General features: G+C 42.6%; 11 protein-coding genes. 10 read left to right on the top strand and 1 reads right to left on the bottom strand.

Going from position 1 to position 13,628, the window contains the following annotated elements:
• The first annotated feature begins 56 nt into the window (after window positions 1–56).
• From ABR397_RS12050 to nhaR, 3 genes are all read left to right on the top strand, one after another.
• Window positions 57–1,904 carry a beta-glucoside-specific PTS transporter subunit IIABC gene (locus ABR397_RS12050; RefSeq protein WP_350305947.1) on the top strand — a complete coding sequence of 616 codons (1,848 nt, stop codon included), beginning with the start codon at window positions 57–59 and terminating at the stop codon, window positions 1,902–1,904.
• 392 nt (window positions 1,905–2,296) lie between these two features.
• Complete coding sequence (nhaA, locus tag ABR397_RS12045; protein WP_350305946.1) at window positions 2,297–3,463, top strand: Na+/H+ antiporter NhaA; 1,167 nt, start codon at window positions 2,297–2,299, stop codon at window positions 3,461–3,463.
• Between the two features lie 211 nt (window positions 3,464–3,674).
• Window positions 3,675–4,589 carry a transcriptional activator NhaR gene (nhaR, locus tag ABR397_RS12040; protein ID WP_350305973.1) on the top strand — a complete coding sequence of 305 codons (915 nt, stop codon included), beginning with the start codon at window positions 3,675–3,677 and terminating at the stop codon, window positions 4,587–4,589.
• Window positions 4,590–4,664: 75 nt separating this feature from the next.
• On the opposite strand, the gene rpsT is transcribed toward nhaR, so the two are convergent.
• Window positions 4,665–4,925 (bottom strand): 30S ribosomal protein S20, encoded by a 261-nt coding sequence (gene rpsT, locus ABR397_RS12035; RefSeq protein ID WP_046974141.1) that lies wholly within the window; start codon window positions 4,923–4,925, stop codon window positions 4,665–4,667.
• 350 nt (window positions 4,926–5,275) lie between these two features.
• Here rpsT and ribF point away from each other — a divergent pair, with 350 nt between their 5' ends.
• The 7 genes from ribF (at window position 5,276) to carA (ending at window position 13,619) form a co-directional block, all read left to right on the top strand.
• Window positions 5,276–6,220: a bifunctional riboflavin kinase/FAD synthetase gene (gene ribF, locus ABR397_RS12030; RefSeq protein WP_350305945.1), complete on the top strand. Its 945-nt coding sequence runs from the start codon at window positions 5,276–5,278 to the stop codon at window positions 6,218–6,220.
• A 24-nt stretch (window positions 6,221–6,244) separates the two neighbouring features.
• On the top strand, window positions 6,245–9,058 hold the full coding sequence (gene ileS, locus ABR397_RS12025; RefSeq protein ID WP_350305944.1) for an isoleucine--tRNA ligase: 2,814 nt from the start codon (window positions 6,245–6,247) through the stop codon (window positions 9,056–9,058).
• Window positions 9,058–9,561, top strand: a complete 504-nt coding sequence (gene lspA, locus ABR397_RS12020) for a signal peptidase II (RefSeq protein WP_350305943.1) — start codon at window positions 9,058–9,060, stop codon at window positions 9,559–9,561. The genes ileS and lspA overlap by 1 nt, the downstream gene beginning before the upstream one ends.
• A gap of 120 nt (window positions 9,562–9,681) precedes the next feature.
• Window positions 9,682–10,152: an FKBP-type peptidyl-prolyl cis-trans isomerase gene (fkpB, locus tag ABR397_RS12015; protein WP_021326153.1), complete on the top strand. Its 471-nt coding sequence runs from the start codon at window positions 9,682–9,684 to the stop codon at window positions 10,150–10,152.
• Complete coding sequence (ispH, locus tag ABR397_RS12010) at window positions 10,133–11,086, top strand: 4-hydroxy-3-methylbut-2-enyl diphosphate reductase (RefSeq protein WP_021326152.1); 954 nt, start codon at window positions 10,133–10,135, stop codon at window positions 11,084–11,086. Before fkpB ends, ispH begins: the two co-directional genes overlap by 20 nt.
• Window positions 11,087–11,200: 114 nt before the next feature.
• Complete coding sequence (gene dapB, locus ABR397_RS12005; protein WP_350305942.1) at window positions 11,201–12,022, top strand: 4-hydroxy-tetrahydrodipicolinate reductase; 822 nt, start codon at window positions 11,201–11,203, stop codon at window positions 12,020–12,022.
• A 433-nt stretch (window positions 12,023–12,455) separates the two neighbouring features.
• Entirely contained in the window at window positions 12,456–13,619 is a 1,164-nt protein-coding gene (gene carA, locus ABR397_RS12000; protein WP_350305941.1) for a glutamine-hydrolyzing carbamoyl-phosphate synthase small subunit, read from the top strand.
• Window positions 13,620–13,628: the final 9 nt, after the last annotated feature.

The raw sequence follows: 13,628 nt of genomic DNA, 5'->3' as shown, positions 1-13,628 counted from the left end.
AATAGATTTATGTGGTTTTGATTTTTTTGACAATAGATTAGATGTGGGTGGTATAAATGTATTATAAAGAATTCGCGAAAGATATTATTATATTTCTTGGGGGAGCGGAAAATATAAATAAAAGTTGGCATTGTGTTACCCGATTACGTTTTAATGTTATAGATGATAGTAAAATAGATATTGCCTCGATAAAGAAAATGCAGGGAGTTATGGGGGCGCGTTTCCATAGTGGACAGTTGCAAATAATTATTGGTAATAGAGTTATTGAAATATTTAGTGAAATAATTAAGCAACTAAAAGAAAGTGAAGGCGGCTATGAAGACCAGAATAAAAGCCGGATAAGTCATGTTTTTGATATAATTTCAGGTATATTTGTTCCCATATTGCCGGTAATAGTCGGCGCTGGATTACTGAAAGGCGGGTTGATTTTTTTCTATATGATGAGCTGGGTTTCAGCGGAGAGTAATGAGTATAAATTATTATATATTCTTTCTGATGCACCTCTGTATTTTTTGCCTGTTCTTCTTGCCTTTTCGGCGGCCAGAAAATTTAAAACTAACGAATTTATTGCAGCAACATTAGCATGTATTTTAATTTATCCAACATTATCTGAGCTTATAAGCGCCTCTGGCGGTGGATATCTCGATGTGTTTGGTATCTCTGTTCCAGCTATTCATTATAGCTATACTGTCATTCCAATTATCTTAGGTGTTTGGTTGCTTAGTTATATCCATAGATGGGTAGACAAATTTATTCCAACGGTATTAAAAATAATATTTACGCCATTGTTAGTCTTATTAATTTCCGTGCCAACTTTATTAATTATTGTCGCGCCGTTAGGAAATGAAATTGGCCTGTATCTTGAGGAGGCGCTTTTAGAATTATTTTCTGTAGTTGGACCATTTGCCGGATTATTACTGGGAGGGCTGATACCTATTTTGGTCATTACTGGAATGCATTATGCTTTTTTACCGAGTGTTTTTGCTAACTTTAAATCTCTCGGATATGATTTTATGTTGTTACCAATCAGCTTCGTCAGTAATATTGCACAAGCCGGCGCTACATTGGCGGTTGCAATTAAAATTAAAGATAAGCAAATGAAATCATTAGCTTATTCAGCCTCATTTTCTGCTTTTTTGGGGATCACTGAGCCTGCAATGTATGGTATTACTCTTAAATTTAGAAAATCTTTTTATGCTTCGTTAATTGGTGGAGCAATTGGTGGGGCTATTGTGGGTATTTTTTCTATAAAAATATTTGCTTTTAGTATTCCAGGATTGGTATCACTCCCTTTTTATATGCAAAAAGATAGCAATAATTTTCTTTTTATTTTGTTTGGGATTTGCAGTAGTTTCTTGGTTGCGTTTATACTCACGTTATTAATGAAATTAGAATCTAATCCTGATTCTATGGTATTAAAAAAACCATATTCTTCTAAAACTAAAAAACTCACATTACTTTCTCCTATGACGGGTGAAATTAAACCTCTTTCAAGCGTACCTGACGACACTTTTTCTGAAAAAATTATTGGTGATGGTGTTGCTATTATTCCTACCGAAGGTGTGGTGAAAGCGCCTTTTAATGGTAAAGTTTCAATGATTACTCCAACTGGACATGCTATTGGTTTGATTTCCGAACAAGGGGTTGAATTATTAATTCATATTGGTATTGAAACTGTAGATTTACAAGGAAAGGGATTTAATTTGCAAGTTATAGAAGGCCAGACTGTAGTTGTCGGTGAAATATTAGTTAATTTTGATATCTCTTTTCTTCAAGAAAATCAGATTAAATTAATATCGCCAATTATTATCACTAATAACGAAGAGTATTTTGAAATAATTCCTGCTGAGAAAAAATCGGTTATAGCAGTTAAAGATTACTTGCTAATTATTAATGATTTTTAGTTTTTGGTGATTTGTATATATTAATAATTTTCTTAATATGTTTTACATAATATGAGTTCATGTCGAATACAAATAATTTGCGATGAAAAATCAAACAATTTATATTAACAACTAGCCTTAAAGTGGCTAGTTTTTATTATGTAATATATAAGGTAGTGGAATGGTCGCAGCTTGGCATCCCTAAATTGACTAAAATGCGGAAAATTGGGGCTAATGTAAGGTAATCGAGCCGTCATTCAACGACCCTCCTCTGGTTGATAATCTACTTTTATTGAGATGTAGATCATCAATAGATCGGTTATAGCGAATTATTCTGGCTATAAAATCGATTTTTTTCGAAATTACAGTTGGAGTACTATTTATAACCCGATCAATTTCAGAGGTTAATCATCGTGACTGCAATTATTCGTCAATTCCTGAAATTAGAAGCGGCTGGCGGGCTTCTTCTTATCATTGCGGCCATTATTGCGCTGATAATGGCGAATTCGCCATTACAGGGTATTTATCAGCAATTTCTTAACATTCCGATAGCAGTACAATTTTCTGCACTGGAGATAAATAAGCCTTTATTATTGTGGATTAATGACGGCTTGATGGCTGTCTTCTTTTTGATTGTTGGCTTGGAAGTTAAGCGTGAGCTGCTGGAAGGTTCTTTAGCTGGACGTGATAAAGCGGTATTTCCAGTGATAGCGGCTATTGGTGGTATGGTCGCACCGGCATTGATCTATTTGCTATTTAATGGCAATGATGAATTTACCCGTCAGGGATGGGCTATTCCTGCGGCAACAGATATCGCATTTGCCTTGGGTGTGATGGCGCTATTGGCTAAACGGGTACCAACAGAACTTAAGGTTTTTCTGCTGGCATTAGCGATTATTGATGATCTGGGCGTTATTGTGATCATCGCTCTGTTTTATACCAAAACAGTTTCCCTTGTTGCGCTTGGATTATCGGCAGCAATGATTGCTGCGTTGACTTGGATGAATTGGCGTAGTGTCGAAAAAACATCGGCTTATGTGGCTATTGGCGCAATTCTTTGGGTCTGTATTCTGAAATCGGGCGTTCATGCAACGTTGGCCGGCGTCATCGTTGGTTTCCTTATTCCTTTGCGTTGCCGGAGTGGTCACTCTCCCTCTGAATCACTTGAACATGGATTACATCCTTGGGTGGCGTATCTTATTTTGCCGTTATTTGCATTTGCCAATGCAGGTGTGATCCTGAGTGGAGTTACATTGAATGGTTTGACTGATATGTTAACGTTGGGCATTGCGGCGGCTCTGTTTCTTGGTAAGCCATTGGGAGTTTTCCTGTTCAGCTATATTTCCATCAAGATAGGATTTGCTAAATTGCCACAACAGATTAGTCTTAAACAGATATTTGCTGTTTCGGTTCTTTGTGGGATTGGCTTTACCATGTCCATCTTTATTTCAGGATTGGCTTTTGAAGGGGCAGGTGAATTTTTCAGTACCTATTCCCGCCTGGGAATTCTGATTGGTTCAACAACTGCCGCGTTAATTGGTTATGGCTTGTTACGAATGGTCTTACCAAAGAAAAAGTGATGGCAGAGCCGTGATAAATTAATTAATTTAGCCTGATAGTTTCAGAAAGAATTTCCGAACTGACTCTCATTTTTGTACTCGCAGTACAACAAAAAATTGTATCGCGGATATTTTATGTAGCGAAAAAACAGGAAATCGCCGTATAACGGTAAATTAGGAATGTATGGCTGGCGTTGGCTATCAGACGAAAGCGATACACAAGGAAAAACATATGCGGGTGTCACATCTGAATTTTAATCATCTCTATTATTTCTGGCATGTTTGCAAGGAAGGGTCTGTGGTTGGGGCGGCAGAAGCGCTTTATCTGACGCCGCAGACGATTACAGGGCAAATAAAAGCACTGGAGGAACGTTTAGGCGGAAAGCTGTTCAAACGCAAAGGACGGGGTCTGGTGCCATCAGAACTGGGACAGCTTATCTTCCGCTATGCGGATAGGATGTTTATGCTGAGTCAGGAGATGCTGGATATTGTTAACTACAGCCGTGAATCCAACCTGTTGTTTGATGTTGGTGTTGCTGATGCATTATCCAAACGTCTGGTTAGCCAGGTATTGGAAACCGCGGTGGTGGAACATGAGCAGATCCATCTGCGCTGTTTTGAATCGACCCATGAATTGCTGCTTGAGCAACTGAGTCAGCATAAACTCGATATGATACTGTCTGATTGTCCGGTGGATTCTTCCCAGCAGGAAGGGTTGTTCTCGGTAAAACTGGGTGAATGCAATGTCAGTTTCTTCTGCCGACAACCCGTTCCGGAAAAGCCTTTCCCAGAATGTTTAGAAGAACGTCGCCTGTTGGTTCCAGGACGTCGCTCTATGTTAGGGCGTAAACTGTTAACTTGGATCCGTAATAAAAATCTTCAGGTTGAAGTTCTGGGTGAATTTGATGATGCCGCATTAATGAAAGCGTTTGGTATGTATCATAATGCGATTTTCGTTGCACCGTCTTTGTATACCAATGATATTTTTGCTGACAATAATATTGCTGAAATTGGTCGGCTGGATGCAGTGCAGGAAGAGTATTATGTGATTTTTGCTGAACGAATGATTCAGCATCCGGCGGTTCAGCGCGTGTGTAATAAAGATTTTTCCGCGTTGTTTAATGTGCCATCCAAGAAGCGGACTTAAAAAATAATTGATAATAATTGCAAACAACAAAAAAACCGGCGGAAGCCGGTTTTTCAGTAATCTAAACGCAAATCATTACATTGCGTTGATTTGAGCTGCCAGATTAGATTTATGACGTGCTGCTTTATTTTTGTGGATCAGACCTTTACAGGCGTGACGATCGACAATAGGTTGCATGTCATTAAATGCTTTCTGTGCAGATTCTTTATCGCCAGCGGCGATAGCAGCATAGACCTTCTTGATGAAGGTACGCACCATAGAACGACGGCTAGCGTTGTGCTGACGACGTTTTTCAGACTGAATGGCGCGTTTCTTAGCTGATTTGATATTAGCCAAGGTCCAACTCCCAAATATATTCTATCGAGGACAATTCAAAGGCCGAGGAATATGCCTGTTCAGCCTTCTTTTGTCAATGGATTTGTGCAAATAAGCGCCGTTGTACCGCGGCACTTGTTACGTTGTGATGGCGCAGGATTTTATCAGCTTAGTTAGCTGGAATACAGTCTTTCACAATAAAAATCTCATTGAATAGTCCTGATGAGAAATAAAATAAATATTTTTCGGGATTCCTGCCCGTTTTTGTTGTATGAATCAGGGTTATTAATTTTAGCCATCTTATGATGGTGGGTTAACCTTGCGCTTTGTACAAGGTATAATTTGGCAATTTCCAGGGTATTGAGCCAGCTATGGAGCTAATTCGCGGTATACGTAATATCCGGGCGCGTCACCATGGTTGCGTGCTGACGATTGGTAATTTTGATGGCGTCCACAGAGGCCATCAGGCACTACTGAAGCACTTAAAACGCGAAGGGCGGCGTCTGGGTTTACCGGTAACGGTTATGATTTTTGAACCACAACCCTTGGAAGTTTTTACCAGGGATAATGCTCCAGCCCGTCTGACGAGATTGAGGGATAAAGTTAAATATCTCGCCCAGTATGGAGTGGATTATTTATTATGTGTGAAATTTGACAGGAATTTTGCGGCAAATACGCCAGAAGCCTTTGTTTCGCGGTTGCTCGTGGAAAAATTGGGTGTTAAGTTTCTGGCGGTAGGAGATGACTTTCGTTTTGGCAAATCCCGCTGTGGTGACTTTGCCTTTCTACAGCAAGCCGGTGAAACATACGGTTTTGACGTGACCAACAGCGAAAGTTTTTGTGACAGTGGTTTGCGGATCAGCAGCACCGTTATCCGTCAGGCACTGCAAGATGATGATTTGGTATTAGCTGAAACATTATTGGGACATCCATATAGTATTTTTGGCCGGGTCGTTCATGGTAGACGACTGGGGAGTACTATTGGCTTTCCAACAGCTAACTTGCCATTAAAACGTTTAGTCGCTCCTGTACAAGGCGTTTATGTCGTTGAAGTCTATGGCCTGAAAGATAAGCCTTTACCGGGTGTTGCCAATATTGGCACACGTCCAACCGTCTCTGGCCAGGGCCAACAACTTGAAGTACATCTGATTGATACCCAAATGGATCTGTATGGGCGTCATATTGATGTGGTGTTACGCAAAAAACTGCGTAATGAGCAGCGGTTTGCTTCCCTTGATGCACTCAAGCAGCAAATTGCTAACGATTTGGTCGCTGCGAAGGAATTTTTTAAACAGCAGCCAGTGTCATGTATCTAGCGGAAAATTGGAATTGAGAATCGAATGAGTGACTATAAAAATACCCTGAACTTACCAGAAACAGGGTTTCCAATGCGCGGAGACTTAGCAAAGCGCGAACCAGACATGCTAAAACGTTGGTACAACGATGAGTTGTATCAGGTAATTCGTAAAGCAAAAGCCGGTAAAAAAACATTTATTCTGCATGACGGCCCTCCTTATGCGAACGGCAGCATTCATATTGGTCACTCAGTCAATAAGATTCTCAAAGATATTATTATTAAATCCAAAGGGATGGCGGGATATGATTCGCCATATGTACCCGGTTGGGATTGCCATGGTTTACCCATTGAGCTTAAGGTTGAGCAGATTATTGGTAAGCCGGGAGAAAAATTTTCCGCTGCTGAATTCCGTGCCGAGTGCCGCAAATATGCCAAAGAGCAGATAGAAGGTCAGAAGGAAGACTTTATCCGTCTGGGCGTATTAGGTGACTGGGATCGCCCATACCTGACGATGGACTTTAAGACTGAAGCCAACGTTATTCGTGCACTGAGCCGTATTATTGCCAATGGACATTTGTTGAAAGGCGCTAAACCTGTTCACTGGTGTACTGATTGTGGTTCATCATTGGCTGAAGCGGAAGTTGAGTATTACGACAAAACATCTCCATCTATTGACGTGCGTTTTGATGCTGTTGATACGGCAGCTGTTTACGAGAAATTTGGCGTGCAGGCATCAAATAAACCCGTTTCTCTGGTGATCTGGACAACCACGCCGTGGACGTTGCCGGCTAACCGCGCGATCGCTTTGCATGCTGAATTTGACTATCAATTAGTACAGATTGATGGTGAATGTCTGATCCTGGCTGCTGATTTGGTCGAAAGTGTAATGCAGCGCGCGGGTGTGACGTCGTGGGCCGTGCTGGGGCATTGTGCGGGTTCCTCGTTGGAACTGTTGCGCTTCAAACATCCATTTATGGGTTTCGATTCACCGGTTGTACTGGGCGAACACGTTACATTGGATGCGGGTACCGGTGCTGTCCATACTGCGCCAGGTCATGGCCCGGATGATTTTGTTATTGGTCAGAAATATGGTTTGGAAGTGGCAAACCCGGTTGGTCCGAATGGCTGCTATTTGCCGGGTACTTATCCTTCTCTGGATGGCGTGTTTGTCTTTAAGGCGAACGATATTATTCTGAAGATACTGAGTGAAAACAATGCACTGTTGCACCTGGAAAAATTACAGCACAGCTATCCTTGTTGCTGGCGTCACAAGGCGCCAATCATTTTCCGCGCCACGCCGCAGTGGTTTGTTAGTATGGAGCAAAATGGTCTGCGCAAGCAATCTCTGAAAGAGATCAAAGGTGTTCAGTGGATCCCTGGCTGGGGGCAGGCCCGTATTGAGGCAATGGTTGAGAACCGTCCTGACTGGTGTATTTCACGTCAACGTACCTGGGGCACCCCTATGTCCCTGTTTGTCCATAAAGATACGGAAGAGCTTCATCCACGCACTGTCGAACTGATGGAAGAAGTTGCCAAACGTGTTGAAGTTGATGGTATTCAGGCGTGGTGGGATCTGGATCCAGCTGAATTGCTGGGCGATGATGCGGCTAACTATGTCAAAATCTTTGATACTCTGGATGTATGGTTCGATTCCGGCTCAACCCATTCATCGGTTGTTGATGCCCGTCCTGAATTCCAAGGCAACGCAGCGGATATGTATCTGGAAGGTTCAGATCAGCATCGTGGCTGGTTTATGTCTTCCCTGATGATCTCAACCGCAATGAAAGGCAAAGCGCCTTACCGTCAGGTACTGACACACGGTTTCACGGTGGATGGTCAGGGCCGTAAGATGTCTAAGTCTATCGGCAACACCATCAGTCCGCAGGATGTGATCAATAAATTAGGGGCGGATATTCTGCGTCTGTGGGTTGCTTCTACTGATTACACCGGCGAAATTGCGGTATCGGATGAGATCCTGAAACGTTCTGCTGATGCATATCGTCGTATCCGTAACACAGCGCGTTTCCTGCTGGCAAACCTGAATGGTTTTGATCCTGAACAACATAGGGTTAAGCCAGAAGAGATGGCGGTGTTGGATCGCTGGGCCGTGGGTCGTGCTCAGGCTGCTCAGGCTGACATTACAAAATGTTACGATGAGTATGATTTCCACTCTGTTGTTCAGCGTTTAATGCAGTTCTGTTCTGTGGAAATGGGTTCGTTCTATCTCGATATCATTAAAGACCGTCAATATACCGCGAAGGGCGATAGTCTGGCTCGCCGCAGTTGTCAGACTGCGCTGTATCATATTGCAGAAGCATTGGTTCGCTGGATGGCGCCTATTCTCTCCTTCACCGCGGATGAAGTCTGGAATGAATTGCCTGGTAAACGTGCTCAGTATGTATTTACCGAAGAGTGGTATGATGGTTTGTTTGGACTGGCCGCAGGCGAACAAATGAATGATGCTTTCTGGGCTGATTTACTGGCTGTTCGTGGTGAAGTCAACAAAGTGCTGGAGCAGGCACGTGCAGATAAACATATTCGCAGCTCTTTGGAAGCCGCCGTTATTCTGTATGCAAATAATGAATTGGCTGATAAATTGAACAGCCTGGGCGATGAATTGCGTTTTGTTCTGCTGACATCTCAGGTTTCTGTTGCGGCTTATGAACAGGCGGGTGACGATGCGCAGCAAAGCGAAATCGACAGCCTGAAAATTGCTTTCCGTAAAGCGGATGGTGAAAAATGTCCTCGTTGCTGGCATTACGCTAAAGATGTGGGATTGGTGGCGGAGCACGCAGAACTTTGTGGCCGCTGTGTAACTAATGTTGCCGGTAACGGCGAAGAGCGTAAGTTTGCCTGATGAATAGACCCATTTGCTCCACTGGCCTTCGCTGGCTTTGGTTAGTTGCCATGGTATTGATTCTGGATCTGGGTAGTAAACAGTTAGTGCTGAAACACTTTTATCTGTATGAATCCGTTCCATTAATACCTTATTTCAACCTGACTTATGCCCAGAATCTGGGGGCGGCTTTCAGTTTCCTTGCGGATAAAGACGGCTGGCAGCGTTGGTTATTTGCATTAATTGCCATTACTATTTCAGTTGTATTGGTGGTGATGATGTACCGTTCCAGTGCAAAGAAGAAACTGAGTAATATCGCTTATGCCCTGATTATTGGTGGAGCATTGGGTAATCTGTTTGACCGGTTGGTTCATGGTTTTGTCATCGATTTTATTGATTTTTATGTCGGTGACTGGCACTTTCCAACCTTTAATATCGCCGATATGGCGATATGCATCGGGGCTGCATTGGTTATCATTGATAGCTTTTTAAGCCCGGATGAAAAGACAATTAAAGCAGGCTAAAAGCCTATTTTAGTAGGCGTTATTGTTCAGGCGGTTCTTGTGAATGAATAGTGAACTTGGGCAGTGTCCAGGTTCGCTTTTTACGACAAAAAGCCGCAAATAAAATAGGTTCTGAGTAATATGTCAAAGCAGGTACATGCAGATAGTGCGGTTTTACTGCATTTCACGTTAAAACTGCAAGATGGTTCTACAGCTGATTCCACCCACCATCAGGGCAAACCTGCATTATTCCGTTTAGGTGATGGAACCCTTTCTTCACCTTTGGAGCAGCAGCTTACCGGCCTGAAAGAGAGAGAGAAACACACATTTACTCTGGCTGGTGAGGCTGTATTTGGTAAACCGAATCCTGATCTGATTCAATATTTTACGCCGCGTGATTTTGCCGAAACGGGTATTCCTGAAATTGGAACTATAATGTTATTTACGGCAATGAATGGCAGTGAAATGCCAGGCATTGTAAAAGAAGTAGCAGAGGAGTCCGTCATTGTTGATTTCAATCACCCGTTAGCCGATCAGAACATCACATTTGAGATTGAAGTGTTGGAAATTGATCCACAGTTGGAGGAAAACCATGCAGATATTGCTGGCTAACCCTCGTGGTTTTTGTGCCGGTGTTGACCGGGCCATCAGTATTGTAGAACGTGCTCTGGAATTATATGGCGCACCGATCTATGTTCGCCATGAAGTTGTACATAATCGCTATGTTGTGGATAACCTGCGCAAGCGTGGGGCTATCTTTATTGAAGACATCGCAGAAGTACCCGATGATGCGATTCTGATTTTTTCTGCCCACGGCGTTTCACAAGCGATCCGCGCGGAGGCCCGTTCCCGCAATCTGACGATGCTGTTCGATGCGACTTGTCCCTTGGTGACCAAAGTTCATATGGAAGTGGCCAGAGCCAGTCGCAAAGGCAAAGAAGCTATTTTGATCGGTCACGCTGGGCATCCGGAAGTTGAAGGGACAATGGGTCAGTACAATAATGCTGATGGTGGAATGTATCTGGTTGAATCTCCTGAAGATGTGTGGAATCTGAAAGTCAAAGATGAAGATAACTTGTGTTTTATGACTCAAACTACGTTATCCGTTGATGACACTTCAGAAGTAATTGATGCACTTAATGAGCGATTCCCCAACATTGTCGGTCCCCGTAAAGATGATATCTGCTATGCGACGACTAACCGCCAGGAAGCGGTACGGGATCTGGCATCTGATGCTGATGTTGTACTGGTTGTTGGTTCGAAAAATTCATCTAACTCTAACCGCCTAGCGGAGTTAGCTCAACGTGTTGGTAAACCTGCTTACCTGATAGATTCTGCTGATGATATTAAAAAAGAATGGATAACTGGCGTTTCTCTGGTTGGCGTGACTGCGGGAGCTTCAGCGCCAGATATCTTAGTTCAGCAAGTCATTGAACGGCTGAAAAATCTTGGTGCTGATTCTGTCGAGGAATTACATGGCAGGGAAGAGAATATTGTTTTCGAAGTGCCGAAAGAATTACGTGTTGAAGTTAAACAAATTAGTTAAAAAGTACTGCGCTTGATTAAGAGTGGGATTGCTCATAATCTATTGATTTAAAATATTTATTTAACTGAACGCCTGTGTTAAATCAGGAAAGGGATTAATTCACAGTGAGGGCTTATGGCTGATACAGAAATTCGTGTTGCTATTGTTGGTGCTGGTGGGCGTATGGGGCGTCAGTTAATACAGGCTATCCATCAATTGAGTGGCGTCGCTCTTGGCGCAGCTTTAGAACGCTCAGGCTCTTCTCTGATTGGCGCAGATGCCGGAGAATTGGCAGGTATTGGTAATACAGGCGTTACTGTTTGTGATGACCTGAAAAATGTTGTTGATAATTTTGATGTTCTTATCGATTTTACCCGCCCGGAAGGAACGCTTGCCCATCTTAAAATTTGCCGTCAGAACGGTAAAGCGATGGTTATCGGCACCACAGGTTTTGATGATGAAGGTAAGCAGGTGATTAAAGATGCTTCCGTGGATATCCCGATAGTATTTGCTGCAAATTTCAGTGTTGGTGTGAATCTGGTGCTTAAATTACTGGAAAAAGCGGCGAAAGTGATGGGTGAATATACTGATATCGAGATTATCGAGGCACATCACCGCCATAAAGTGGATGCACCATCAGGAACAGCATTAGCGATGGGAGAATCTATTGCCCATGCTTTAGGGCGGGATCTTAAAGAGTGTGCTGTCTATGCCCGTGAAGGTTATACCGGTGAACGTGATCCGAAAAGTATTGGTTTTGCCACCATCCGTGCCGGGGATATCGTAGGTGAACATACCGCTATGTTTGCAGATATTGGCGAGAGAGTTGAGATAACCCATAAGGCTTCCAGCCGAATGACATTTGCAAATGGGGCGGTGAAGGCAGCATTATGGTTAAGTGGTAAAAATAGTGGTCTTTTTGATATGAAAGATGTATTGGAGCTCGACTTTCTTTAAAAAATATTTTTATAACTATCTGATATCGCATAATTAATTTATGTATTATGCGATTTTTAGTTGCTTTGTTTTATTTTGTTAAATTGTCATTGATTTTTATTATTTTTGTCTTATTTTTTACCTTTATTGTCTTATTTTTTCTCCTTTTTATGACTCTTTTCAGTTTTTCGTCTGAAAATTAAATCTTCTAGGCTGGCAACCGTTTTCTAAGTTAACTTTATTTCTATTTTTGGTCTTCTTTTGTTGGTTTTTTCGGTGAAGTGTGCAAAAAAATAATAAAAGTAACATTTTTTGTAGACAACTATCCCTCTCATCATTAGAATGCGCGCAATTTGCCAAAATTTTGCCTAAAAAGCAGCTTTGGCATTGATTTTGACCAACAAATCTGAATTAATATGCACTAATTGTGATTTATTATTCTCTGGAGGGTGTTTTGATTAAGTCAGCTATATTGGTTCTGGAAGACGGAACCCAATTCCACGGTCGCGCCATAGGTGCTGAAGGGGCGGCAGTTGGGGAAGTGGTTTTCAATACCTCAATGACCGGATATCAAGAAATTCTTACAGACCCTTCCTATTCCCGCCAAATTGTCACTCTTACTTATCCCCATATTGGTAATATCGGTGTTAACTCAGTCGATAAAGAATCACTAAAAATTCAGGCTCAGGGGCTGGTAATTCGTGATCTGCCGCTATTGACCAGTAACTTCCGCAGCGAAGAAACGCTTTCTGATTACCTTAAACGCCATAATATTGTTGCAATAGCGGATATCGATACCCGTAAACTGACCCGCTTGTTAAGGGAAAAAGGTTCACAGAATGGTTGTATTATAGCAGGTAAACAGATTAACGCTCAGGTTGCACTGGAAAAAGCACAAGCGTTCCCAGGGCTGGAAGGGATGGATTTGGCAAAAGAGGTGACAACGGAGCAAGTTTATCCGTGGTTACAGGGGAGCTGGACTCTGGAGGATGGGTTACCGGAAGAGAAACAAGAACAAGAGCTGCCTTATCATGTCGTTGCTTATGACTTTGGTGCGAAACGCAATATTTTGCGGATGCTGGTAGATCGTGGCTGTCGCCTAACAGTAGTTCCTGCTCAGACACCGGCTGAGGATGTATTGAAGCTGAATCCAGATGGTATTTTCTTGTCCAATGGCCCGGGCGACCCGGCACCTTGTGGCTATGCGATTGAAACAATTAAAACTCTCCTTGAGACAAATATTCCGATCTTTGGTATTTGCCTTGGGCACCAACTACTGGCATTGGCGAGCGGCGCCGAAACAATGAAAATGAAATTCGGCCATCACGGCGGCAACCATCCGGTAAAAGATCTTGATCGTAATATTGTGATGATTACCGCACAGAACCATGGTTTTGCTGTAGATGAAAAATCACTGCCGGTAAATCTGCGTGTGACCCATAAATCCCTATTTGACGGCACGTTGCAAGGAATTCATCGTACAGATAAACCTGCATTCAGCTTCCAAGGGCACCCGGAAGCCAGCCCTGGCCCACATGAAACTGCATCATTGTTCGATCACTTTATCGAGCTGATTAAACAGTATTGTCAGCAAAATAATCGTCATAACACCAAGTAATCAGGAGAA

This window comes from Photorhabdus viridis (assembly GCF_040256935.1).
Taxonomy (GTDB): Bacteria; Pseudomonadota; Gammaproteobacteria; order Enterobacterales; family Enterobacteriaceae; genus Photorhabdus; species Photorhabdus viridis.
The sequence above is the reverse complement of the archived record's forward strand: the minus strand, read 5'-3'. Positions and strand labels throughout refer to the sequence as shown.